Genomic DNA, 24,389 nt, shown 5'->3' with positions numbered 1-24,389 from the left:
ATCGCCGCTCTAGAAGCCGAGCGGTTCGGTGACGCGCGTCCAACGGCCGCCCTTGACCTCGGCCAGGAACGAGGAGTTCGCGCCCTGGCGGATCTTCGGTCCGAAGTTGATCTCGGGCCCGCCGAAGATATCGTGGTAGCCCTTGATCGCCTCCATGCCGGAGATGAAGCTGTCGAGCGTCAGGTTCTTGCCGGCGTTCTGCAGGCCTTTCACGGTGAGGTCGGCGGCGACATAGCCGTAGACCGCGCCGATGTTGGGATCGATGTTGAACTTCGCCTTGTACTGCTTCACGAAGTTCGCGACCGAGGCGACCTTGCTGTCGGCATAGGGCATCTCGGTGAGGCCCATGCCGTAGAAGCCGTCCATCCCCGGCGCGGCGCCGACGACCAGGTCATAGGTGGCGGCGGAGCCGAGGAAGGTCACGTCGTTCCAGCCTTCCTTGCGCGCGGCGGTGTAGGGAACGATGGTGTCCTTCACGATCGTGCCCATGGCGACCAGGTCGCAACCGGCCGACTTGAGCTTGGTGAGCGAGGCGGTGAAGTCGCTGTCGGTCGGCTTGTGCGCCGTCATCTCCACGATCTTGATGCCGAGCTTCTTGGCCTGCTCCTCGGCGCCCTCGACGATCTCCTTGCCGAAGTCGGTGTCCTGGTACATCACGCAGAGCTTCTTCTTGCCCTGCTTGGTCACCAGATAGTTGATGCCGGCGCGAATCTGGTCGACATAGGTGGCGCCCGCGATGAACTTCAGCCGGTTGAACGGTTCGTACATCGAGCGCGCCGAGGACAACGGGAAGAGGTTGGGCACGCCCGCCGCGAACTCCTCCTTGAAGCAGGCATTGTTCATCGGCGTGCCGAGCGGCGCGATGAAGGCGAAGACCTTGTCGCGGTTGATGAGCTTGTTGCAGGCCTGCACCGCCTTCGGCACCTGGTAGCCCTGGTCCTCGACGATTACCTTGATCTTGCGCCCGTTGACGCCGCCCTGGGCGTTGATCTCCTCGAAGCGCATCTTCACCGCGTTGGACGACGATACGCCGTAGGTCGCGGCCACGCCGGACAGATCGGTGTGCATGCCCAGCACGATCTCGTTGGCGGTCACGCCGCGCGTCTGGGCCGATGCGCCGCCGGCGACGGTGGCTGTCGCCAGGATGGCCGCCAACGCCGCTATTCTTGCCGATGGTGTCATTTCCTCCTCCCGTTGGGTTTCTTCCACCGCGGACGCGCCCCGCGCGGGATCACGCCGCCTCCACGTACATGCCGTCGATCAGGGCCTTGTACTTCTCGTTCACGAACTTGCGCTTGAGCTTCATGGTCGGGGTCAGCTCCTCGTCCTCGGCCGTGAGCTGCTGCTCGATCAGCCGGAACTTCTTGACGGTCTCGACGCGCGCAAAGTTCTGGTTGACCCGCTCGATCTCGGCGCCGATCAGCTCGATCACCTCGCGCGTGCGGCAGAGCGAGGCGAAGTCGGTGAAGGGCACGTTGCTGTCCTGGGCATACTTGGCAACGTTCTCGTAGTCGATCATCACGAGGCAGCTCAGGAACTTGCGCCGGTCGCCGATCACGACCGCATCGGAGATGTAGGGCGAGAACTTGAGCTGGTTCTCGATCTCCGACGGCGTGACGTTCTTGCCGCCCGCAGTGATGATGATGTCCTTCATCCGGTCGGTGATCTTGAGGTAGCCCTCGTTGTCGAGGAAGCCGACATCGCCGGTGTGCAGCCAGCCATCGGATACCGCCTCGGCCGTCTTCTGCGGATTGTTGAGATAGCCCATGAAGACGTGCGGGCCTTTCAGCAGGATCTCGCCGTCGGGCGACACCTTCACCTCGGTGCCGGGCGCAGCGATGCCCACGGTGCCGAGCTTGATGCGGTCCGGCATGCCGGTTGCCAGCCCGCAATTCTCGGTCTGGCCGTAGACCTCGCGCATGTCGATACCGAGCGCGCGATACCACTTGATGAGATCGGGGGCGATCGGCGCGGCGCCGGTGCCGGCGAAGCGCACGCGATGCATGCCGATGGCGCGCTTGATGTTGTCGAGCACCAGGAAGTCGGCCAGCCGGAAGAGCAGGCGGTGGAACGCGGAGGGCCGGCGGCCGTCGAGCTCCGCCTCGGCGATTCCGAGCCCGACGCTCACCGCCCAGCGGTAGGCGGTGCGCCCGATCCAGGTCGCCTCCTTCATGCGGATGGCGATGCCCGAGTAGAAGCGCTCCCAGATGCGCGGCACGGCGAAGAAGATCGTGGGCGCCACCTCGCGCACGTTCTCGGGCACGGTCTCGACGCTCTCGGCGAAGTTGGCGATCGCCCCCGAGCGCAGCGGCAGGAAGACCGTGAAGGTGCGCTCGGCGATGTGGCAGAGCGGCAGGAAGGCGAGCTGCTCGTCGCCCGCCGCCATCGGGATGAAAGCGTCGGCATTGCCGATCTGGAAGATGACATTGCGATGCGAGAGCATGGCGCCCTTGGGCGGCCCGGTCGTGCCCGACGTATAGACGAGAAGGGCGAGGTCGTCCGGCCGCGAGGCCGATACCAGCTCCTCCCACAGGCGCGGATGCTCCGTCTGATGCTGGCGGCCGAGCGCCAGCAGCTCGTCGAACGGCATGACCTGCCCGTCGCGGAAGTCCGACAGGCCCTCCATGTCGAACACGAACACCTTGCGCACCAGCGGGCAGCGCTCGCGCACCTCGAGGAACTTGTCGAGCTGCTCCTCGTCCTCGACGAACAGGAAGCGCGACCGGCTGTCGCTCAGGATGTACTCGACCTGCTTGGCGGAGTCGGTCGGGTAGATGCCGTTGGAGACGCCGCCCGCGCCCATCGTCCCCATGTCGGCATAGAGCCATTCGGGGACGGTCTCCGCCAGGATGGAGACGACCTCCCCGCGTACCAGGCCGAGCCGGGCGAGGCCCATGCCGACGGCGCGCGCCCGCTCGCCGTAGTCGCGCCAGCTCGTCGCCTGCCAGATGCCTAGATCCTTCTCACGGAACGCCGTGCGGTCGCCCCGCGCGCCCACCTGGTGCCAGAACAGCCTGGCGATGGTGTCGCAACCCTCGACTTCGATCGATGCACCCGAGACGGGCAAGCCGTTGTCCCTCATCGCATTGCCTCGCTACCGCCAGGTCTTGCGCTTCTTCCAGCGCCGCTGTCCGCGCGCGCCCTGTTCCTTGATGCCGAGATAGAACTCCTTGATGTCCTCCTTCTCGACCAGCCGCGCGCAGGTGTCGGCCATCACGATGCGGCCGACCTCGAGAACGTAGCCGTAGTCGGCGGTGCGCAGCGCCATGCTGGCGTTCTGCTCGACCAGCAGGATGGTGACGCCGCGCTCGCGGTTGATGCGCACGATGATCTCGAAGATGTCCTTCACGAGCTTGGGCGAGAGGCCGAGCGAGGGTTCGTCGAGCAGCATCACCTTGGGCCGCGCCATCAGCGCGCGACTGATCGCCAGCATCTGCTGCTCGCCGCCCGACAGCGAGCCCGCGCGCTGGTCGGCGCGTTCGCGCAGCACGGGGAAGTAGCCGAACACGGTCTCGAGGTCCTGCGCCACGCCGTCGGCGTCGCGACGGGTGAAGGCACCCATGCGCAGGTTCTCGCGCACCGTCAGGAACGGGAAGACCTCGCGGCCCTCGGGCACGTGGCTGATGCCGAGTCGCATCACCTTGTCGGGATCCATGCGCCGGATTTCGCGGCCCGCGAAGGCCACGCTGCCCTTCTGCGGGTCCATGACGCCGCTGATCGTCTTCAGGACCGTGGTCTTCCCGGCGCCGTTCGATCCCAGGATGGTGACGATGCCGCCCTCCGGCACCTCGAACGAGACGCCGCGGATGGCCATGATCGGACCGTAGTAGGTCTCGATGTTGGTCACCTTGAGGATGGGCTGGGCCATGGCGTCCCTGCCCCTATGTCCGGATGCAGAGGCTCTCTCCGCCCACGTGGGGGGAGAGGAGGTTCGAGCAGGAGGGACGAGAAGGCTGCTGCAAGCTCATGCCTCGCCACCCAGATAGGCCCTGGCGACGTCGGGGTGGTTCTGGACCTCGCGCGGCGTGCCGATCGCCAGCGGCTTGCCGTAGTTCAGCGCCAGGACCCGGTCGGAGACGGCCGACACCAGCGTCATGTCGTGCTCGACCATCAGCACCGTGATTCCCAGCACCGTCTTGATGTCCTCGATCCAGAACGCCATGTCCTCGGTCTCCTCGACATTGAGGCCGGAGGAGGGCTCGTCGAGCAGCAGCAGCCGGGGGTTGGTGCAGAGCGCGCGGGCAAGCTCGGTCACCTTGCGCACGCCGTAGGGCAGATTGACGATCAGGCTGTCGCGATATTGCTGCAGGTCGAGGAAATCGATCACATGCTCGACGGCGGCGCGGTGCTCGACCTCCATGCGCCGCACCGACGGCAGGAACAGGAGCTCGGAGAAGAAGCCCGACTTCTTGTGCGCGTGGCGCGCCAGCAGGAGGTTCTGCAGGAGCGTGGCGTGCTCGAACAGCTCGATGTTCTGGAAGGTGCGGGCGATGCCGAGGGCGGCGATCCGGTGCGGCGGCACGGTCGTGATGTCGGCGCCGTCGAACAGCAGCCGGCCGCCCGTCGGATTGTAGATGCGGCTCACCAGGTTGAAGATCGTGGTCTTGCCCGCGCCGTTGGGGCCGATGATGGTGAAGACCTCGCCCTTCTCGACGGCGAAGCTCACGCCATCGACGGCCCGGATGCCGCCGAAGCTGACCGAAAGATCGTCGGCGCTGAACAGGCTCATCGCAGCCGCTCCGATCGCATGTAGCTCTTCTGCCGCTTGAAGGTCGCCTTCTTGTACATCGGGAAGGTCGAGAAGAAGAGCTTGATCTTGAGCCAGCGGCCATACATGCCGAGCGGCTCGAGCAGGATCACCAGCACCAGGATCAGGCCGAAGATGCCGGCCTCGACGCCGGGCTTCGAGAGGAACGCGCCGATCGCAGCGCCCAGGCTGCCGATCGGCGCGATGCCGGTGGCGGCTGCGAAGCCGGCGAGGCTTTCCGGAATCGAATCGCGCAGGATGGCGATCACGGGCGGCAGGAGGGCGACGAAGATCGCGCCGAACACGGCGCCGTGCAGCGAGCCCAGCCCGCCCACGATCACCAGCAGCAGGAACTGGATCGACAGCAGGATGGTGAAGATGTCGGGCGCGAGGTAGGCGATCTTGTGGGCGAACAGGGCGCCGGCCAGCCCCATCAGCCCGGCCGAATAGGCAAAGGCGATGGACTTGTAGATCGCGAGGTTGACGCCCATCGACTGGGCGGCGATCTCGCTGTCGCGGATGGCGATCCAGGCCCGCCCCGTCGGCGCGCGCAGGAGATTGCGCGTCAGCCACAGCGCCACGACGAGGAAGAAGAGACAGAGAAAGTAGAACGACCGGTCGTCGTCGAAGGAAACGCCGAAGATCGTCGGCTTGTCGACCGGCATGCCGGCGAAGCCATGGGTGACCGACTCCCAGCGGCTGAACACTTCCTGGATGATCACGGCGAAGGCGAGCGTGGCGATGGCGAGGTAGATGCCGGTCATGCGCAGCGCCGGCAGGCCGACCACGAAGCCGGCCGCCGTGGTGATCGCGACCGCCAGCGCCATCGCCACCACCCATGGCAGCCCCTGCTGCAGGAAATAGGCGTGGGCGTAGGCGCCGATGCCGAGGAAGGCGGCATGGCCCAGCGAGACGAGGCCGGTGTAGCCCACCAGCACCATCAGCGAGAGGCCGCACAGCGCATAGATGAAGACCCAGCTCGTCTCGCCGACATAGTACTCGTCGATCACGAACGGCAGACCGACCACGAGCAAAGCGAGCAGGCCGTACCAGAAGGCGTCGGTCCGGTCGCGGAAAAGCCGGATATCCTGCTCGTAGGAGGTCTTGAACAGGAACCGCATGCCGCCGCCTACACCTTCTTGCGCGCGAGCGTGCCGAACAGGCCCTGCGGCCGGATCGCGAGCACGACCAGCATGACGATATACGGCGCGGTGTTCTTAAGCCCCTCCGACAGGGTCGCGCCGGCATAGAGCTCGATCAGCCCGATGATGATGCCGCCCACGAGGGCTCCCGGAATGGACCCGAAACCGCCCAGCACCGCCGCGGCAAAGGCCTTCAGCGCCACGGCGAGGCCCATGTTGGTGTCGATCAGCGTCACCGGCGAGAGCAGGATGCCGGCCGCGGCGGCGACGCCGGCCGATATCGCCCAGATCAGGGAGAAGATCAGCTTCACCGGGATGCCCATGTAGTAGGCGGCGAGCTGGTTCTGCGAGGTCGCCTGCATGGCAATGCCGATGCGGGTATGGGTGAAGAAGAGATAGAGCACGCCGCAGAGCAGGAACGTGCCGGCCACGATCGAAAGATACTGGTGGCTGAGCGTAACGCCGCCGATCGTGGTGACGCCGCCGAAGGGCGTCGGCAGGGTGTAGATTTCCGAGCCCCAGGTGACGCTGGCGAAGGTGCGGAAGATGGCGCCGAGCCCGATCGTCAGCATCACCACGGCGAATTGCGGCTGGCCGATCACGCGGCGCAGCACGACGGCGTCGAGCAGGGCGCCGAACACCGCCACCGAGAGGCCGGAGATCAGGAAGGCGACCCAGTAGTCGAGCTTCCACCAGGCCACCGCCATGTAGGCGACGAAGGCGCCCAGCATCAGCAGGTCGCCCTGGGCGAAGTTCACCAGCTCCGTGGCCTTGTAGATCAGCACGAAGCCAAGCGCGACCAGACCATAGATGCAGCCGACCGCAAGCCCGTTCAGGGTGAGTTGCAGAAAATCAACCAGTTTCCATCCCTTGTGTCGGGCGATCTGACGCCGCCTCGTACGCTGCCAATATGAACAGCTATTCAGCGCTGTCAACGCTATGCGGTGCAGACGCAAACTGGCACAACGAGCCGATTGACAGGAGAGATCGCGATGGCCGCCGTCGAGTCCCGCGGATTGCCGTTCCCGCAGGCCAACCCACCGAGCCCCTTCTACACCGAGGAGCACGAGGCATTCCGCACAACGGTCCGACGCTTCGTCGATCGTGAGATCATGCCTCATGTCGATCAATGGGACGAGGCCGAGGAGTTTCCGCGCGAGCTCTACAAGAAGGCGTCGGCGGCGGGCCTGCTGCAGCTCGGATTTCCGGAGGAATATGGCGGCGCGCCGACGGACCCCTTCTTCGCCATCGTCAAGTCCGAGGAGCTGGCGCGCCACGGCAGCGGCGGCATCAACGCCAGCCTCAACAGCCACACGATCGGCGCTCCGCCGATCGCCGCGCTTGGCCCCGAATGGATGAAGCGCAAGCTGCTGCCCGAGATCCTGGCCGGCGAGAAGATCAGTGCCCTCGCGATCACCGAGCCCAGCGGCGGCTCGGACGTCGCCAACCTCCGGACGACGGCGCGCCGCGAGGGCGATCATTATGTCGTGAACGGCTCCAAGATGTTCATCACCTCCGGCGTCCGCGCCGACTACTACACGGTCGCCGTGCGCACCGGCGGCGCCGGGGCGGGCGGCGTGTCGCTGCTGCTGATCGAGCGCGAGCGCGAAGGTTTCTCGCGCGCCAAGCTCAAGAAGATGGGCTGGTGGGCGTCCGACACGGCCCAGCTCTTCTTCGACAATGTGCGCGTGCCGACCGCCAACCTGATCGGCCAGGAGAACAAGGGCTTCATCGGCATCATGCTGAACTTCAACCAGGAGCGGATCGGCCTCGCGGCCGGCGCCTACGGCTACGCCAAGGTCTGCCTCGAGGAGGCGATCACTTATGCCCGCGAGCGTCATACCTTCGGCAGGCCGCTGATCGCCAACCAAGTCGTGCGCCACCGGCTGGTCGATATGGCGATGCGCATCAACGCGGTGAGGTCGACGCTGGAGCTCCTCGCCTGGCGCGTCGGGCAGGGCGAGAAGCCGGTGGCGGAAATCTGCATGCTGAAGAACCTCGCCACCTCGACGCTGGAATATTGCGCCAACGAGGCGATGCAGATCTTCGGCGGCGCGGGCTACCTGCGCGGCGCCAAGGTCGAGCGCATCTATCGCGAGACCAAGGTCATGTCGATCGGCGGTGGCTCGGTCGAGATCATGAAGGACCTCGCCGCGCGGCAGATGGGGTTGTAGGAAGAAGGAAAGATCCCTCGCCTTCGGCTCGGGATGACACATCGACCCGTGTCATCCCGAGCGATGAGTGCGGGATCTTTACAGGAGTAGCGCATGGCCAAACCCCTGACGACTCCGGAAGAGCGCATCGCGCTGTTCCAGCGTCTCTTCTCCGACACCATCCCGCACAACAAGGCGCTCGGGCTCAAGGTGCTCGCGGTGGCGCGCGGGCTCGCCTCGATGCAGCTCGACTGGCGCGAGGAGCTGGTCGGCAATCCCGAGACGCGCGTGCTGGCGGGCGGGCCGCTGACCGCGATGCTCGACGGCTGCTGCGGCATGGCGGTCGCGACCATGCTCAAGGAACCGATGCCCTTCGCCACGCTCGATCTGCGCATCGATTACGCCAAGCCGGCCGTTCCGGGAAAGCCGGTGATCGCCGAGGCCGAGTGCTATCGCATCACCCGGTCGGTCGCCTTCACCCGCGCCTTCGCTCATCAGGGCGATCCCAAGGATCCTGTGGCGGCCGCGGCCGGCACCTTCATGCTGGGCACCAAGGGCAAGGTGACCCCCGCTCATCTCAGGGGCCGGGAACTGCTGGGCAAGGGAGCGGTCGCGTGAGCCGGGGCCTCATGAAGCACCTCGCCGAGGCGCGCAAGCGGGGCGACGTAGGCCGCCTCGCCGAGGCGATCCCCTATGCGCGCTGGATGCGGATCGCGCCGGAGAACGGCACGGGCGAGCTGCTCACCCGCATGCGCTTCCACGACTCGCTGATCGGCAACACCTTCCTGCCGGCGATCCATGGCGGCACGCTGGGCGCGATGCTGGAGATGGCCGCGATCTTCCATCTCCTGTGGGAGATCGAGACGGAGACCGTGCCGAAGATCGTCAACATCACCGTCGACTATCTGCGCTCGGCGCGGCCGCTCGACGTGATCGCCTCGGCCAAGGTCACCAAGCAGGGACGACGGATGGTGAACGTCTTCGCCGAAGCCTGGCAGGATGACCGCAACAGGCCGGTCGCCACTGCCCAGGCGCATTTCCTGGTGACGGCCGACGACGAGCCGTCGGCTCTATGACCTTTCGGTCGTCGGGCCGAGCGCGGGCGGCAGGCTGGCACCGAGGCCGAGGACGACGAGACCCACCACCGCGCCCACGACATAGACATTCCTCAAAGCGGCAGCCATTGCCTGGGTCAGCAGCGCGACGTCGCCGGCAGCGAGAGTCTGGCGCAGGGCAGGCTGCATCAGTTGCGCCGCCACCTCGCCCGCCTGCGGCGCGTAGTGCAGCAGGCCGATATTCACCAGCGCCCCGAACAGCGCCGCACCGGTCGACTGACCGACGATGCGCATGAACATGTTGGACGCGGTCGCCGCGCCGCGCTCGCGCAACGCCGCCGCGGCCTGTACCGAGACGAGATAGGTCGTGTTGCAGGAACCCATGCCGAGGCCGATCAGCAGCGCGCCGGCGCCCGCCCAGACCGGCCCGCTGGCCGGCGACATCGCCATCAGGACGATGCTGCCCAGCACCAGCATGCCACCCCCGAACATCGCGCTCACGCGATAGCTGGTCCGGATCATGACGCGGCCCGAGGCGGTGCTGGCGACCGCCCAGCTGATCGACATGGCGCCCAGCACCACGCCGGTCACGGCGGCGCTGCGGCCCATCACGCCCTGGACGTAGGTCGGCAGGAAGGCGCTGACGCTCATCATCACGATGCCGATGGCGAAGCTGCCGAAATTGCCCAGCGCGATCACCCGGTTGGTCCAGAATCGGATCGGCAGCATCGGCGCCTCGACATGACGCTCGTGGCGCACCAGCACTGTCAGCGAAGCGACGCCCACCACGATGCACACGGCCAGCATCCAGGGACGGAGACTGCCGCCCTGGATCAGGGCCATCATCAGCGCGCCCGCTCCCAGCATCAGCAGCAACGAGGCGAAATAGTCGATGCGCGGCGCCTTCGCCTGCAGATGCTCGCGGAAGAAGACCGCGAGCATGGTCATGGCAAGCGCGCCGATCGGCAGATTGACCCAGAACACCGCCGACCAGCTCACATGCTCGACCAGGAACGCGCCGAGCGACGGGCCGATCACGGCGGAAATGCCGAAGACGCTGGACAGGAAGCCCTGCACGCGGGCCCGTTCGGTCGGCGTGTAGATATCGCCGATGATCGTGTAGGCGACCGGCTGGACCGCGCCGGCCCCCAGTCCTTGCAGCGTGCGGAAGACGATGAGCGACAGCATGCCCTGGGCGAAGCCGCAGAGCGTCGAGCCCGCGAGGAACAGGCTCGCGCCGGCGAAGAACACCCGCTTGCGGCCGAACAGGTCGGCCAACCGGCCGTAGATCGGGATGCTGACCGCCTGCGACAGCAGATAGGCGGCGAAGACCCAACTGAAGAGATGGAAGTCGCCGAGATCGGCCACGATGGTGGGCATGGCGGTGGCGACGATGGTGCTTTCCACGGCCGCCATGAAGGTCGCCATCATGCAGGCCGCCAGGATCAGGCTGCGGCGTCCCGCGATTCCGGCCGACGCGGCTTCCGGCAGGACGCTCTCTTTCGACATGCAATGCTCCGGCCCTCGTGAGGCTATGAAAATACGGTTCCGGATGGAGGTAAACCGCTCGCCAAATGCGCATGGGTGACTTGCGCGCGATCGCTCATGGACTTTGCCGCTTCTTTCGGGGCACAACACCGGCCATGGATTTCGACGCTCTGAAGACGCCGCGCGACGACACGGTGCGCGACGGCGCCGCTTTCGATGCCTATCTCCGGCCCGGCGATCTGGTCGATTCGGGCCATCCGGAAATCGTCGCCGAGGCTCGGCGCGTGGCGGGTTCGGGCAGCGCCCGCGAGAAGGCCCTACGCCTCTATTACGCCGTGCGCGACGGGCTGCGCTACGATCCCTACAACACGCCGATGAGGCGGGAGGCCTATCGCGCCAGCACGACCCTGGCGTCGGGCCACGGCTATTGCGTGAACAAGGCCGGATTGATGGCGGCGCTCTGCCGCGCCTCGGGCATTGCCGCCCGCGTGGGCTATGCCGACGTCCGCAACCACATGACCACCAGGCGGCTGGCCGAGCTGATGGGCAGCGACGTCTTCTATTACCACGGCTATACCGACGTCTGGCTCGACGGGCGCTGGGTGAAGGCGACCCCCGCCTTCAACAGGGAGCTGACCGAGCGGTTCGGCCTCAAGCCGCTCGACTGGGACGGGGTCTCCGACTCGATCTATCACCCGTTCGATCTCAGCGGCCGGCGGCACATGGAATATCTCGCCTATCGCGGCGTGTTCGCCGACATTCCGTTCGACGAGATCCGCGCCGCTTTCCGTCACTACTATCCGCGCATGACACGGCTGCAGGAAGAAATGCCGGCGGGCGGGACGCTCGGCGGCGACTTCGGCGCGGAAGGCGCCGCCGAGGCTGCCCGCGACTGAGCCGGCAAGGAATATCGAGACCGACGAAGGGAGACGAGAATGACCAACATGCTGAAGGACAAGGTCGTGCTGATCACGGGCGCGGGCGGCGGCATCGGCCGCGAGATGGCACTGCTGGCGGCCAGGGAAGGCGCCCGGGTGGTGGTGAACGATCTCGGCGGCGCGGTCGACGGCGAAGGCGTGGGCAGTGCGACGCCCGCGCAAAAGGTCTGTGAGGAGATCGCGGCGGCCGGCGGCAAGGCCGTGCCCAACGCCGACAGCGTCACCGATCCTGCGGGCGCGGAGCGCATGGTTAAGGCCGCAGTCGAGAATTTCGGCAAGATCGACGGCGTCATCAACAATGCCGGCATCTTGCGCGACCGCATCTTCCACCGCATGAGCCACATGGATTGGAAGATGGTGATCGACGTGCACCTCAACGGCGCCTTCAACGTGAGCCGCGCCGCCGCCAACTACTTCAAGGAGCAGAAGTCGGGCGCGTTCGTGCACTTCACCTCGACCTCGGGTCTCGTCGGCAATTTCGGCCAGGCGAACTATTCGGCGGCCAAGATGGGCATCATCGGCCTGTCACGCTCGATCGCCCTCGACATGGCGGCCTTCAACGTGCGCTCGAACTGCATCTCGCCGTTCGCCTGGACGCGCATGATCGGCACTATCCCGGCCGACACCGAGGCGCAGAAGGTGCGGCTGGAGCGCTCCAAGCGGATGACGCCGGCCAAGATCGCGCCGATGGCCGTGTTCCTGCTTTCCGATGCGGCCGACGGCATCACCTCGCAGATCTTCGGCGTGCGCATGAACGAGATCATGCTGTTCAACGCCAACCGGCCGGTGCGTTCGGTGCACAACTCCGAGGGCTGGACGCTCGAAGCCATTGCCGAGCATGCGGTGCCGTCGATGAAGCCCTACTTCACCGACCTCAAGCGCTCGCCCGAATACTTCACCTGGGATCCGATTTGAGCGGACTATCGTTCCGCGGCAAAGTTGTCATCCCGAACGAAGTCAGGGATCTTTGACGGTGCGCGAAGGATCCCTCGCTTCGCTCGGGATGACGCGAAAGGACGTTGTGAAAGCAAGAGAATAGTCATGGCCCAAGCGCGCAAGAACGAACCGAAGATCGATGCCGAGGAAGTGCTGAACGGCATCGTCGAATGGGTGTCGATCGAGAGCCCGAGCCACGACGCCAGGTCGGTCAACAAGGTGGTCGATCATGTCGAGGGCCAGTTCCGCGATCTCGGGCTCAGGGTCGAGCGCACCGCAGGAATCAACGGCTTCGGCGACATCCTGGAATGCCGCACGCCCCGCGAATGGAGCCAGGGCGAGGGCAAGGGCATCCTGGTGCTGGCCCATCTCGATACGGTGCACCCCCTTGGCACGATCGACAAGGAGCTCAGGATCCGCCGCGAGGGCGACAGCGTCTTCGGGCCCGGCATCTACGACATGAAGGCCGGCGGCTATATCGCCTACTACGCGCTGCGCCATCTGGTCCGGCAGGGCAAGAAGACGAGGCTGCCCGTCACCTTCCTGTTCATTCCAGAGGAGGAAGTCGGCAGCCCGACCTCGCGGGCGCGCATCGAGGCGGCGGCGCTGGGCCACAAGTATGCGCTGGTGATGGAGCCCGGCCGCGACGGCGACCGCGTGGTGACGTCGCGCAAGGGCGTCGGCCGCTTCGTGATGACGGTGAAGGGCCGCGCCGCCCATGCCGGCGTCAGGCACGAGGACGGGCGCAGCGCCATCCTCGAGATGGCGCGGCAGATCGTGCGCATCGAGGGCAAGACCGACTATGCCCGCGGCATCACCTGCAATGTCGGGCTGGTGAGCGGCGGGACCGGGGTCAACGTCGTGTCGGCCGCGTGCACGGCCGAGATCGACCTGCGCGTGCCGACGCCCGAGCTGGCCGAGGAGATGACGCACTGGTTCCTGAACCTCGAGCCGATCGGCAAGGATGTCGAGGTGACGGTCGAGGGCGGGATGAACCGGCCGCCCTACCGCAAGGACGCCGGCATCGCGGCGCTGTTCGAGAAGGCGCAGGCGATCTATCGCGAAATCGGCAAGGAGCTCCGGGACGTGCCGCTGACCGGCGGCGGCAGCGACGGCAACTTCACCGCCGCGCTCGGCATCCCGACGCTCGACGGGCTCGGCGCCGACGGCAAGGGGGCGCATGCGGCCTACGAGCAGATCTACTACTCCTCGCTGGTGCCGCGCACCTACCTCTGCACCCGCCTGCTGGAGACGCTCGACTAGGAACTATGTCGCCCTCATCAGGTCGCGGATTGCCGCTACCGTCTCGGCTGGCGCTTCCTGGGGCACGTTGTGCCCGACGCGCGCGATCAGGCGGCGCTCGTAAGGTCCGGTGAACTTCCTGGCATGAGGATCGACTGGCGCGGCCGGTCCGACGCCGTCGGCATCGCCGTGCAGGTTGATGGTCGGCACCCCGATCACGGGTTGCGCCGCGAGCGTCGCCTCGATGCCGACAACGGCGGGATCGCCCGGCACATAACCGTAGCGATGGCGATAGGAGTGGATCACCACATCGACAAAATCGGGATTGTCGAACGAGACGGCGCTCTTCTCGAAGGCGGCATCGTCGAACCGCCAGTGCGGCGACCAGAGCTTCCACAGGAGCTTGCCGATGTCGCGCCGGTTGCGGGTGAGGCCGGCCCGGCCGCGCTCGGTGTGGAAGTAGTACTGGTACCAGAGGCGGTGCTCCTGCGCGGCTGACGCCGGCCTGGCGGACGCCGCTATGTCCTGGATGTTGTAGCCGGTGCAGCTCACGAGGCCGCGCACGCGCTCGGGCCATAAGGCGGCGACGATGCAGGCCGCGCGCCCGCCCCAGTCGTAGCCGGCGAGCAGCGCGCGCCCGATCCCGAGGGCATCCATGAGCTGCAGAAGGTCGTTGCCCAGCACCGCCTGCTCGCCCGAGCGCAGCGTGCTGTCCGACAGGAACCGCGTCGCACCGTAACCGCGCAGATAGGGCACCAGGACCCGGCATCCGTCGGCGGCCAGCGGCGGCGCCACCTCGTCGAAGCAACGCGGGTCGTAGGGGAAGCCGTGCAGGAGGATGACCGGAGGTCCGTTTCCCGAACCATGCGCCTCGCAGGCGATCTCGAGGGTATCGGTGCGGACGGACAGCGTTTCCATCCTGCGAGCTTAGCCGACCGTCCCCGCGTTGACAGCATGCCGGGGCCCACGCACGCTTCGGGCAAAGCAGGAGGAGACATGGCCCGTTTCGATCGTGTGATCCGCGGCGGCATGGTCGTCGATGGCAGCCGCCTGCCGCGCTTCCGTGCCGACATCGGCATCAAGGACGGCGTCATCGCCGAGATCGGCAGGATCGCGACCGGCGAGGCCGACGAAGCCATCGATGCGGGCGGCCTCATCGTGGCGCCCGGCTTCGTCGATTTGCACACGCATTACGACGCGCAGCTCTTCTGGGATCCCTATTGCACGCTCTCCGCCTGGCACGGCATCACCTCGGTGGTGATCGGCAATTGCGGCTTCGGATTCGCGCCGGTACGGCCGGCCGAGCGTGAGCGCGCCATGATGTCGATGACGCGGGTCGAGGCGATCCCGATGGCCTCGATGAAGGCCGGCATGCCGTGGGACTGGGTGACCTTTCCCGAGTTCCTCGACGCCGTCGACCGGGCGCCCAAGGCGATGAACATCCTGCCCTATGTGCCGATCTCGCCGCTGCTCATCTGGGTGATGGGCTTCGAGGCGGCCAAGGCCGGCGAGCGGCCGACCTCCGAGCAGCATGGCGAGCTGAGAAGGCTGCTGCACGAGGCGATGGATGCCGGCGCCTGCGGCTGGTCGGCCCAGCGCATGCTGCCCGCGGGACCTGCGGCGGTGCAGCGCGACTATGACGGCACGCCGATGCCGACCGACGTGATGCACGACGACACCTGCCGCGAGTTCGCCAGGGTGCTGGCCGAGCGCAACGACGGGTTCGTGCAGATGCTGCTGGTGTCGGGCGACAACGCGCGCGATCGCGCCTTCTACGAGGAGGTGGCGACGCTGAGCGGGCGGCCGGTGATCATGAACGTCGTCCAGGCCTTCGACGACCGGCCGCACATCCACCGCCATGTGCTCGCCTGGCTGAAGAGCTGCCGCGAGCGTGGCATCCGCGTGGTGGGGCAGGGGCTCACGACCGACGCAGGCTTCACCTTCACCTTCGAGGACTGGAACCTGTTCGACGACCAGCAGGTCTGGTGCGAGGCCACCACCGGCACGCACGCCGAGCGGCTGGCCAAGCTCGCCGATCCGGCGCGCCGGCCGGCGCTGCGGGCCAACCTGCCGATCACCGCGACCGGGCCGTTGCCGCAGATCGCGATCGTCGGCCCCAAGCTCGACAAGAACAGGAAATGGCTCGACTACACGCTGGCCCATGCCGGCGAGAAGATGGGCAAGCATCCGGTCGATGTCATGCTCGACATGGCGGTCGAGGAGGGCCTCGAGACCGAGTTCTTTGCCGCGCCGCCCAACGGCCGGATCGAGTATCTGAAAGAGCTGGTGGACGATCCCTACGTGCTGTTCGGCGTGAGCGACGGCGGGGCGCACACCAAGTTCCTCACCGCCGGCCGCTATCCCACCGAAACGCTGTGCAAGGTCGTGCGCGAGCACCGCATGCTGAGCCTCGAGGAGGCGCACTGGCGGTTGTCGGCGCTGCCGGCCGAGGTAGCGGGCTTCCGCGGGCGGGGCGTGCTCAGGAAGGGGGCGCCGGCCGACATCGTCGTCTACGACTTCGATGGCCTGAAGGTGCTGCCCGACGAGATCGCGCACGATCTGCCGGGCGGCGAGTGGCGGCGCATCCAGCGCGCCGAGGGCTATCGGTACATCCTCGTGAATGGCGAAATCACGATGCGCGACGGCCGCCAGACCAACACGCATTCGGGCCGGCTGCTGCGCCACGGCGGCTGAGAGCGGACGCTGCCTTCCAAAACAGAAAGGCGGCCCGCAGGCCGCCTTGCCCTTACATGCTCCACAAACCGTCGCTCACTTCGGCGGGCAGGGATGGATGTTCATCTCGGGCCCGAGATCGTAGGGTGGCGGGGCTTGGCTCAGCGAGTTCACCTTGCCGTCGAGCGCCCATTCGAGCGCGCGCAGGCTGCGCGAGCAGAATTCCTTGTCCACCGGCGCGCGCTGCGCCGTGCGGTTGGCGAACTCGGTGACGAGGACGTCGACATTGAACCGCTTGCGTCGCGACAGCTCGGTCAGGGCACGGGCATTGGAGCTGAGCTCCGATTGAAACTTCTTGATGAAGGTGTTGTAGGTGTCGTCGAAAGCGCGGGCGCCGTTGGGCGTCTGGCACTGCAGGGTGGCCACCGTCAGCTCCTGCTGCAGCATGCGATTGTGGATCACCGACAGGTCGGTGTCGTTGTAGCAAGTCGCCCGAATCTTGGCCGCAGGTGGCGCCGGAACGGTCACCGCCGCCTGGTAGTCGGGTGCCGGCGGCTTCTTGGCCGGCGCGGCGGTGTTCGGACCGAACAGATTGCAACCGCTCAGCGCCAGGCCGCCCGCCACCAGAAGTGCCGCCTGCTTGACCTTGCTTCTCATCCAGAGACTCCCAACACGTTGGCCGGAAAGCGTCAGCGGGTACAACAGATAGCGGGCCGTTTCAAACGCAAATACCGCACAGGGCCCGTCGCACGCTGGAAAGTGATTTCAGTGCAGGGCCTTACCCAAAGCTCGGTCGAAGATCTCGAGGCCCAGGTCGATCTCGGCCGCTTCGATGGTGAGCGGCGGCGCAATCCGGAAGATGCCGTAGCCGCCGCGGACCACGCTGGTCATCATCCCGACCGCGAGGCACTCGTGGGCCACGCGCCGGGCGAGCTCGGGGTCCGGGACCCGGGTGCGCCGGTCCTTGACCAGATCGAGCCCGAGCAGCAGGCCCCGTCCCCGGACGTCGCCGATGCACTCGTAGCGCTGCTGCAGGGTGCAAAGCCCGCTCTTCAGGCGTTCGCCCAGCAGGGCCGCGCGTTCGGCCAGACGGTCGCGCAGGATGATTTCGATCACCTTCAGGCCCACCGCCGCCGGCAGGGGATCGGAGGCATGGGTGGTGTAGAACAGGTAGCCGCGCTCGGCGGCCACCTCCTCGATCTCGGGCGTGGTCAACATGGCGGCGAGCGGCAGGCCGGCGCCCAGCGTCTTGGACAGGGTGAGGTAGTCGGGCACGACGCCATCGCGCTCGCAGGCGAACAAAGTGCCGGTCCGGCCGAGGCCGGTCTGGGCCTCGTCGAAGACGAGCTGCATCCCGCGCGCCCGGCATTCGGCTGCGAGGGCGGGGAGGTAGCCTTCGGGCGGCTCGAGCACGCCGCCCGAGCTCAGGATCGGCTCGACGATGCAGGCCGCCAACGCGCCGCTCGACTGGCGGTCGATCAGCTCGAATCCGAGGGCCAGTTCGGCTTTCCAGTCGTACACTCCGCGGGCATCTATGAAGCGGGACCGATAGGTGTCGGGCGCGGGCAGAACGAACGAGCCGGGGACCGGCGGACCGTAACCGCGGCGGCCGGACGAATAGGTCGCGGAAGCGGCGCCGCCCGTCACGCCATGCCAGGAGCGGCTCGTCGCGACCACCTCGTGCCGTCCGGTGGTGAGCTTGGCCATGCGCAGCGCCGCTTCGTTCGACTCGCCGCCGGTCGAGACCAGCAGCACGCGATCGAGCCTGCCCGGCGAGACGCTGGCCAGCAGGGCAGCGAGATCGACCACGGGCCGCGACAGGATCGACGAGTAGAGATGGTCGAGCTCGCCCATATAGCGGCGCGCCACGGCCACGATCTCGGGGTGGCTGTGGCCCAGGATCGCGCTCATCTGGCCCGACGTGAAATCGAGGATGCGCCGGCCGTCGGCGTCGACGAACCAGTTGCCCGCCGCACTCTCGGCGATCAGCGGTGCGAAGGCGCCGCCATAGCGCACGAGATGGGCGCGCGCCTTCTCCCAGAACTGCGGATCGCCGTTGTTGCTCATGCTGCCTCGAGGGCCGCCTTCACCAGCGGCAGGCGGTCGTTGCCGAAGAACATCGAGCCGCCCACGAACATGGTCGGGCTGCCGAAGCCGCCGCGGGCGATCAGCTCGTCGGTATTGGCCCTCAACCTCGCCTTGCAGGTGCCGGTCTCGATGGCGGCGAAGAATCGCTGGCGTTCGAGGCCGGCGCGCGCCGCGATATCGGCCAGCACCTCCTCCTTCGAGAGGTCGCGGTCGTCGCCCCAATAGGCCTCGAAGGCGGCGGTCGCATAGGGCACGAGCTTGCCCTCGTCGAGCGCCACGAACGCGCCGCGCATGCATTTCACGCTGTTGACCGGAAAGACCTGCGGCGGAAAGACGATCGAGAGGCCATAGAGCCGGGCCCACGCGGCCAGGTCCTCGAGCATGTAGGCCTGCTTGCGGGGATTGGGCTTCGCCCGGTTCTCGTAAACTGTCCGGTTGACGGCATTGAAGACGCCGCCCACCAGGATGGGCTTCCAGACGATCTCGGCGCCAATCCCGGCGGCCAGCGGCTGCACGGCATGAAAGGCGAGGTAGGTCCAGGGGCTGGAGCAGTCGAAGTAGAAGTCGAGTTGGCGCGCCATTTCGTCCCTTTGCCGTCGGTCGGCCTTGTCGTTGCCACAAGCCCAGCGTACTTTGCAAATCCATGACGGTCCCGGCTGAAAAGCCCAAGAAAGTTGCCATCGTCGTCCATCAGGAGCATTCGCGACCCGGACGGGTCGGCACCCTCCTCGAGAAGCGCGGATACGAGCTTCACCGTCTTTGCCCCAATCTCGGCTGCGAGCTGCCGGAAGACATGTCGGACTATGCCGGCGTGGTGATCTTCGGCGGCCCGATGTCGGCCAACGATTGCGGCACGCTGGCCGGCATCCGGTGCGAGCTCGACTGGATTCCGAGGGTGATCGAGGCCGGCGTGCCCTATCTCGGTCTGTGCCTCGGCGCCCAGCTCCTGACCCGCGCCGCGGGCGGCCGGGTCGGACCGCATCCGCAAGGCCTGGTCGAGATCGGTTATGTCGACATCGAGCCGACCGAGGCCGGACGCGACTGGATCAAGGCGCCGATGAAGGTCTATCAGTGGCATCGCGAGGGCATGACCTTGCCCGATTGCTGCGAGCTGCTCGCCACCAACGAGCGCTACCCGGTGCAGGGCTTTCGCTGCGGGCCCAACGCCTTCGGCTTCCAGTTCCACCCAGAGGTCACGCTGGAGATGAAGAAGATCTGGACCCTGACGGCCGCCGAGCGGCTGGCCATGCCCGGGGCCCAGCAGCGCGGCGTCCACCTCGCCATGCATGCGCTCTACGATCCGCCGCTCGACCGCTGGATCGACAGGTTCCTCGATCGCTGGCTGGCCACCGACCAGAGGCGGGCCGCCTGATCTGGCTCCCTGCCGCGAGCTGGGCTAGGGTCGGCGCGAGCAGGGGGAGACAGAAAAGATGGGCGCGTTGATTTTCGTCGTGGCGCTGGTCGTCGTGGCCGTCGTCCTGGTGTTTGCCGGGGTGAAGACCGTCAATCAGGGCTTCAACTGGACCATCGAGCGTTTCGGCAAGTACACCCGTACTTTGGCCCCGGGGCTGCATCTCATCGTGCCGTTCATCGACCGGGTCGGCCGCAAGATGAACATGCAGGAGAATGTGCTCGACATCCCGGCGCAGAAGGTGATCACCAAGGACAATGCCACGGTGCAGGTCGATGCCGTCGCCTTCTACCAGGTGATCGATGCGGCGCGGGCGGCCTACGAGGTGCAGAACCTCCATCTCGCCATCACCAACCTGGCGCTCACCAACATCCGCAGCGTGATGGGCAACATGGCGCTCGACGAGGTGCTGTCCAAGCGCAACGAGATCAACAATACGCTGCTCGCCGTGATCGACCAGGCGACCAACCCGTGGGGCGTGAAGGTGCTGCGTATCGAGCTCAAGGATATCGCGCCGCCCGAGGATATCGTGGTCGCGATGGGCCGCCAGATGAAGGCCGAGCGCGAGAAGCGCGCCACTATCCTCGAGGCCGAGGGCGTGCGCGAGTCGAGCATCCAGCGTGCCCAGGGCGAGAAGCAGTCGGCCATCCTGATCGCCGAGGGCAAGCGCGAAGCCGCTTTCCGCGAGGCCGAGGCGCGTGAGCGGCAGGCCGAAGCCGAGGCGAGGGCGACCGCCGTGGTCGCCCAGGCGATCGCCGGCAACGGCACGCAGGCGATCAACTACTTCCTCGGCACCAAGTACGTGGAGGCGTTGGCCAAGATGGGCGCCTCCAACAACGCCAAGATGTTCTTCCTGCCGGTCGAGGCGGCAGGCGTGATGGCGTCGATCGCGGGCATTGGCGAGCTCGCGAAAGAAGCGCAGGCGCGCGCCGCAGAGGCCGCTCGCCCGCGCGGTTCGGTGCCGCCGTCGGGCTAGGCGCCGATGACGATCGTCTTCTGGTACTGGTGGGCGTTGGCCGCCGTGCTGCTCGTCTCCGAGATGATGCTGCCCGGCGTGGTGTTCCTGTTCCTGGCGATCGGCGCGGCAGCGTGCGGCCTGCTGCTGCTGGTCGCCCCGGCAGCCGCGCTTGAGTTCCAGCTCTTCCTGTTCGCGATCGTCGCCGTGGCGTCGGCGGTGCTCCTGCGCCGCTCGTTGCGCCGGCTGCAGGGGCGCGGTGACGAGGCCCTCAACGAACGCGGCAAGGCGATGATCGGGCGCACCTTCGTCCTGGATCAGCCGATCCTCAACGGTCGCGGCCGGCTGACCCTTGGCGACGGAAGCTGGATCGTGACCGGCCCGGACATGGCGGCGGGGGCCAGGGTGCGCGTGGCCGCCGTCGAGGGCACCGAGCTCAAGGTCGAGCCGGCGCCTTGACGGGCCGTCCGGAAGGACGGGGTGTCCATCTTATCGGGATGGCACGACTACGGTCGTTCCCGATGGTGGCGGAGTGGTCACCACCGCGGGCGCCGGCTTGGGATGCTCGACGACGGTCCGTTCCGAACGGACCGTACAGGCGGCGGCAAGGCCGCAAAGCACAAGTGCGAGGACGGCCAATCTCTTCATCAAGGGTCTCCTGTGAAGCTCGGACTCGTCAACGGCGGGCCGGCCCGGCGGTTGCCATTGCCCGCCGGGGCCCGGCGACGGGTATTTGCCAATAGTTAACCGATGGGTTATGTGTTCCCGACTGCCGAACGGGAGTGCAACATGGAACGGTCGTACGGATGGGTGGTCGTGGCGGCGGGAGCCTTGATGGGCTGCGTCGCGATCGGCGCGATGTTCTCGCTGGCGGTTTTCCTGCAGCCGATGGCCGATGCCACCGGCTGGTCGCGCACCGGTATCTCGACCGCCATGACCTTCGACTTCTTGACCATGGGCGTCGCCGCTTTCGGATGGGGCGCACTGACCGATCGCTTCGGGCCCCGGATCGTCGTCCTGTCCGGCGCGATCCTGCTGGGTCTGGGCCTCGCGATGGCGAGCCGCGCCAGCAGCCTGCTCGAGTTCCAGCTCGTCTACGGGGTGATTGTCGGGATCGCGGCGGGCGCGGTCTTTGCGCCGATGATCGCGACGGTCACCGGCTGGTTCGAGAAGCACCGCAGCCTCGCCGTGTCCCTCGTCTCGGCCGGCATGGGCGTCGCGCCGATGACGATCTCGCCGTTCGCCCGCTGGCTGATCTCGACCTATGACTGGCGCACCGCCCAGCTCGTGATCGCCGTGGCGGCATGGCTGTTGCTGGTGCCCACGGCGCTCCTGGTACGCCGCGCACCCGCGGCACCGGAGGCCACCGGCCCGGGCGCCGCTGCCGCCGGCGACTCCGGCATGACGGTGCGACAGGCGCTGCGCTCGCCGCAATTCATCGTGCTCGCGCTCACCTTCTTCTGTTGTTGCGCCACTCATTCCGGCCCGATCTTCCATACGGTCAGCTACGCCATCGCCTGCGGACTGCCGGGCATGGCCGCGGTCACGATCTACAGCGTCGAGGGCCTCGCGGGACTGGGCGGCCGCCTGCTGTTCGGCCTGGCCGGCGACAGGTTCGGCGCCAAACCGGTGGTGGTGGCGGGGCTCCTGATTCAGGCGCTGGCGGCCGGCACGTATTTCTTCGTCCGCGAGCTCGGAGAGTTCTATGCCGTCGCCGTCGTGTTCGGGATGGCCTATGGCGGCGTGATGCCGCTCTATGCGGTGATCGCGCGCGAGTACTTTCCGATGCGCATCATGGGCACCGTGTTCGGCGCCGCCGCCATGATCTCGAGCCTCGGCATGGCGCTGGGGCCGGTCGTCGGCGGCTGGATCTTCGACATATTCGCGAGCTACGGCTGGCTCTATATCGCATCGTTCGGCATCGGCCTCGGCGCGGCGGCGATCGCGCTCGCCTTCCCGCCGCTGCCGTCGCGTACTCGAGCGCGTCTGCAGCCGGCCTGATGATCGGCCGCCCTGGCGTCAGCCGGGAGTGACCGGATCGAAGCCTGCCGCGGCCGCTCCCAGGACCGCCAGGGCGCCGTCGAGGGAGCGCACGACCCGCGTCGTGCCGAAGCCGGCGGCCTCGTGGTGGAGCGCGTACATGCGGAACACGCCTTCCATCACGTCGCTCGAGACGACGAAGACCTGCCGCTTCTCTTGCGCCGGCCACGGCGAATAGGCGCGGGCGACGATGACGCTGGTGTCGACGTCCTCCGAGACGTGGCTGAAATCGATGATCGTGTCGACCGAGCCCTGCTGCGCCACGAACAGGGCGAGGGCGGCGTCGGTGAGATCGAAATTGGCGCGCGTCAGCCTTTCGGGAAAGGACACCAGCAGGATCCTGTTCACCTGATCGAACAGCAGCCGGGCGACGAGCGACGCTCCGAGAAGCGTCGATATCTGCAACACGCCGCTCGCCAGGTTCATTGCGCGATTCCTCCCCCTTGCAGGACGAAACGAGATACCGCCTATCCTGACACAATCTACGACAAATGCCGCCTGCATCCATGCATAGGCAGGCGCTGGGCCCTGCGGTGCGGGATCAGGTCCGTGCGAATTCTACCCTCCGATCAGGGCTTTCTCCATCATGCAATGCACCCCCTTGTTGCCGTCGACTGTCTGGGTGATGTGCAGGTCGCCCTTGAGGCTGCACAGCATGTAGGCATCCTCCGCCTTCAGCCCGGTCCGGGCGGCGATCAGCCGGATCATGTCGCGCAGCGCTTCCTTGGCCGCATCGTCGAGATCGGGGTCGAAGCCGTGCGTGATCCAGTGGGTCGCGGTCTCGGCACGCGGATTGTTGAGCTTCATGTCCTTGCGCACGGTGAAGCGGAAGGTGCCCGAGAGCGCCGTCTCGAGGGCGGTGAGATTCACCTCGCCATCGCCTTGCACGCCGTGGCCGTCGCCGGCCGAGAACAGGGCCCCGGCCGCGAAGACGGGAAAGTACACCGTCGTGCCGATGTTGAAATGCCGGTTGTCGATGTTGCCGCCGAAGGCGCGCGGTTCGATGGAGCTGCACTGGCCCCATTCCGGCGGCGGCGCCACGCCCATGATGCCGAAGAAGGGCTTGAGCTGGATCTCGGTGCCCCAGGGCAGGGTGCAGACGCCGCGGTTCGAATCGATCGGGATGTGGGTGAGACGGTAGGAGGGGAAGTCCTCCGGCAGCGTGCCCATCAGCGGTCGCTGCACGTTCCAGCCCCAGTTGGTGCGGAACTTGATGTCGAGGACCTCGACCGCCAGCACGTCGCCACGCTCGGCACCTTCGATATGGACGGGGCCGGTGAGAATGTGCCGGCCGAGATGCGGCCTGAGCTTGGCCAGGATCTCGCGGTGCTCGGGCAGGACGTTCATCGGCGGCTTGGGCAGGATCTCGGCAGCCCCGGACACGCAATGAATGGTGGCGATGTCGCCCGATCTGAGGCTGAGGGAGGGCTCGAGCTGGCTGTCGAAATAGCCCCAGTGGCAAGTCTCGGGCGAGGAATGAAGCTCGTGCGTGGCCATGCGGTCCCCCTTTGTCGGAGGGTT

General features: G+C 66.9%; 24 protein-coding genes. 11 read left to right on the top strand and 13 right to left on the bottom strand.

Features of this window, described 5'->3' with window-relative positions:
• Positions 1–9: 9 nt before the first annotated feature.
• The 6 genes from OJF58_RS03445 to OJF58_RS03420 form a co-directional block, all read right to left on the bottom strand.
• Positions 10–1,182 carry an ABC transporter substrate-binding protein gene (locus tag OJF58_RS03445; protein WP_300781668.1) on the bottom strand — a complete coding sequence of 391 codons (1,173 nt, stop codon included), beginning with the start codon at positions 1,180–1,182 and terminating at the stop codon, positions 10–12.
• Positions 1,183–1,231: 49 nt separating this feature from the next.
• A complete protein-coding gene (locus OJF58_RS03440) occupies positions 1,232–3,082 on the bottom strand; it encodes an AMP-binding protein (protein WP_300781667.1) in 1,851 nt (616 codons plus the stop codon).
• A 12-nt stretch (positions 3,083–3,094) separates the two neighbouring features.
• Positions 3,095–3,868, bottom strand: coding sequence for an ABC transporter ATP-binding protein (locus OJF58_RS03435; protein WP_300781666.1), 774 nt, complete (start codon positions 3,866–3,868; stop codon positions 3,095–3,097).
• 96 nt (positions 3,869–3,964) lie between these two features.
• Positions 3,965–4,729, bottom strand: a complete 765-nt coding sequence (locus tag OJF58_RS03430; protein ID WP_300781665.1) for an ABC transporter ATP-binding protein — start codon at positions 4,727–4,729, stop codon at positions 3,965–3,967.
• A complete protein-coding gene (locus OJF58_RS03425; protein WP_300781664.1) occupies positions 4,726–5,868 on the bottom strand; it encodes a branched-chain amino acid ABC transporter permease in 1,143 nt (380 codons plus the stop codon). Before OJF58_RS03425 ends, OJF58_RS03430 begins: the two co-directional genes overlap by 4 nt.
• Before the next feature lie 8 nt (positions 5,869–5,876).
• Positions 5,877–6,725 (bottom strand): branched-chain amino acid ABC transporter permease, encoded by an 849-nt coding sequence (locus OJF58_RS03420; protein WP_300785149.1) that lies wholly within the window; start codon positions 6,723–6,725, stop codon positions 5,877–5,879.
• A gap of 156 nt (positions 6,726–6,881) precedes the next feature.
• Here OJF58_RS03420 and OJF58_RS03415 point away from each other — a divergent pair, with 156 nt between their 5' ends.
• From OJF58_RS03415 to OJF58_RS03405, 3 genes are all read left to right on the top strand, one after another.
• A complete protein-coding gene (locus OJF58_RS03415; RefSeq protein WP_300781663.1) occupies positions 6,882–8,063 on the top strand; it encodes an acyl-CoA dehydrogenase family protein in 1,182 nt (393 codons plus the stop codon).
• 93 nt (positions 8,064–8,156) lie between these two features.
• On the top strand, positions 8,157–8,660 hold the full coding sequence (locus OJF58_RS03410) for a PaaI family thioesterase (protein ID WP_300781662.1): 504 nt from the start codon (positions 8,157–8,159) through the stop codon (positions 8,658–8,660).
• Complete coding sequence (locus OJF58_RS03405) at positions 8,657–9,118, top strand: PaaI family thioesterase (RefSeq protein ID WP_300781661.1); 462 nt, start codon at positions 8,657–8,659, stop codon at positions 9,116–9,118. The genes OJF58_RS03410 and OJF58_RS03405 overlap by 4 nt, the downstream gene beginning before the upstream one ends.
• Here OJF58_RS03405 and OJF58_RS03400 read toward each other — a convergent pair.
• Positions 9,113–10,606, bottom strand: a complete 1,494-nt coding sequence (locus tag OJF58_RS03400; RefSeq protein ID WP_300781660.1) for an MDR family MFS transporter — start codon at positions 10,604–10,606, stop codon at positions 9,113–9,115. The genes OJF58_RS03405 and OJF58_RS03400 overlap by 6 nt on opposite strands.
• Positions 10,607–10,740: 134 nt before the next feature.
• Between OJF58_RS03400 and OJF58_RS03395 the strand changes: the two genes are divergently transcribed.
• The 3 genes from OJF58_RS03395 (at position 10,741) to OJF58_RS03385 (ending at position 13,722) form a co-directional block, all read left to right on the top strand.
• Positions 10,741–11,481 carry a transglutaminase family protein gene (locus OJF58_RS03395; RefSeq protein WP_300781659.1) on the top strand — a complete coding sequence of 247 codons (741 nt, stop codon included), beginning with the start codon at positions 10,741–10,743 and terminating at the stop codon, positions 11,479–11,481.
• Between the two features lie 39 nt (positions 11,482–11,520).
• On the top strand, positions 11,521–12,438 hold the full coding sequence (locus OJF58_RS03390; RefSeq protein ID WP_300781658.1) for an SDR family NAD(P)-dependent oxidoreductase: 918 nt from the start codon (positions 11,521–11,523) through the stop codon (positions 12,436–12,438).
• A gap of 126 nt (positions 12,439–12,564) precedes the next feature.
• Positions 12,565–13,722 (top strand): M20 family metallopeptidase, encoded by a 1,158-nt coding sequence (locus OJF58_RS03385; protein WP_300781657.1) that lies wholly within the window; start codon positions 12,565–12,567, stop codon positions 13,720–13,722.
• 3 nt (positions 13,723–13,725) lie between these two features.
• On the opposite strand, the gene OJF58_RS03380 is transcribed toward OJF58_RS03385, so the two are convergent.
• The gene (locus tag OJF58_RS03380) at positions 13,726–14,619 is read right to left on the bottom strand and encodes an alpha/beta hydrolase (protein WP_300781656.1); all 894 of its coding nucleotides are present in this window, start codon (positions 14,617–14,619) and stop codon (positions 13,726–13,728) included.
• Positions 14,620–14,697: 78 nt separating this feature from the next.
• On the opposite strand from OJF58_RS03380, the gene OJF58_RS03375 reads away from it, so the two are divergent.
• Positions 14,698–16,395 carry an amidohydrolase family protein gene (locus tag OJF58_RS03375; RefSeq protein ID WP_300781655.1) on the top strand — a complete coding sequence of 566 codons (1,698 nt, stop codon included), beginning with the start codon at positions 14,698–14,700 and terminating at the stop codon, positions 16,393–16,395.
• 75 nt (positions 16,396–16,470) lie between these two features.
• Here the strand turns inward: OJF58_RS03375 and OJF58_RS03370 are convergent, their stop codons facing one another.
• The 3 genes from OJF58_RS03370 to OJF58_RS03360 all read right to left on the bottom strand — a co-directional run bounded on the left by OJF58_RS03370 (position 16,471) and on the right by OJF58_RS03360 (position 19,043).
• Positions 16,471–17,031, bottom strand: a complete 561-nt coding sequence (locus OJF58_RS03370) for a hypothetical protein (RefSeq protein ID WP_300781654.1) — start codon at positions 17,029–17,031, stop codon at positions 16,471–16,473.
• 108 nt (positions 17,032–17,139) lie between these two features.
• Complete coding sequence (locus OJF58_RS03365) at positions 17,140–18,441, bottom strand: aspartate aminotransferase family protein (protein ID WP_300781653.1); 1,302 nt, start codon at positions 18,439–18,441, stop codon at positions 17,140–17,142.
• Positions 18,438–19,043: a 2-hydroxychromene-2-carboxylate isomerase gene (locus OJF58_RS03360; RefSeq protein WP_300781652.1), complete on the bottom strand. Its 606-nt coding sequence runs from the start codon at positions 19,041–19,043 to the stop codon at positions 18,438–18,440. The genes OJF58_RS03365 and OJF58_RS03360 overlap by 4 nt, the downstream gene beginning before the upstream one ends.
• A 62-nt stretch (positions 19,044–19,105) precedes the next feature.
• Between OJF58_RS03360 and OJF58_RS03355 the strand changes: the two genes are divergently transcribed.
• The 4 genes from OJF58_RS03355 to OJF58_RS03340 all read left to right on the top strand — a co-directional run bounded on the left by OJF58_RS03355 (position 19,106) and on the right by OJF58_RS03340 (position 22,829).
• Positions 19,106–19,834, top strand: coding sequence for a glutamine amidotransferase (locus OJF58_RS03355; protein ID WP_300781651.1), 729 nt, complete (start codon positions 19,106–19,108; stop codon positions 19,832–19,834).
• 58 nt (positions 19,835–19,892) lie between these two features.
• Complete coding sequence (locus OJF58_RS03350) at positions 19,893–20,849, top strand: SPFH domain-containing protein (protein ID WP_300781650.1); 957 nt, start codon at positions 19,893–19,895, stop codon at positions 20,847–20,849.
• Positions 20,850–20,855: 6 nt separating this feature from the next.
• The gene (locus OJF58_RS03345) at positions 20,856–21,287 is read left to right on the top strand and encodes an NfeD family protein (protein WP_300781649.1); all 432 of its coding nucleotides are present in this window, start codon (positions 20,856–20,858) and stop codon (positions 21,285–21,287) included.
• A gap of 330 nt (positions 21,288–21,617) precedes the next feature.
• Complete coding sequence (locus OJF58_RS03340) at positions 21,618–22,829, top strand: MFS transporter (RefSeq protein ID WP_300781648.1); 1,212 nt, start codon at positions 21,618–21,620, stop codon at positions 22,827–22,829.
• Positions 22,830–22,847: 18 nt separating this feature from the next.
• On the opposite strand, the gene OJF58_RS03335 is transcribed toward OJF58_RS03340, so the two are convergent.
• Both OJF58_RS03335 and OJF58_RS03330 read right to left on the bottom strand, forming a co-directional pair.
• Positions 22,848–23,294 (bottom strand): hypothetical protein, encoded by a 447-nt coding sequence (locus OJF58_RS03335; protein WP_300781647.1) that lies wholly within the window; start codon positions 23,292–23,294, stop codon positions 22,848–22,850.
• Between the two features lie 132 nt (positions 23,295–23,426).
• Entirely contained in the window at positions 23,427–24,365 is a 939-nt protein-coding gene (locus tag OJF58_RS03330) for an acetamidase/formamidase family protein (RefSeq protein WP_300781646.1), read from the bottom strand.
• Positions 24,366–24,389: the final 24 nt, after the last annotated feature.

This window comes from Enhydrobacter sp. (assembly GCF_030246845.1).
In the GTDB taxonomy this organism is placed as follows: Bacteria; Pseudomonadota; Alphaproteobacteria; order Reyranellales; family Reyranellaceae; genus Reyranella.
Note: the sequence above shows the minus strand (reverse complement) of the source record. Positions and strands in the feature narration are given on the sequence as shown.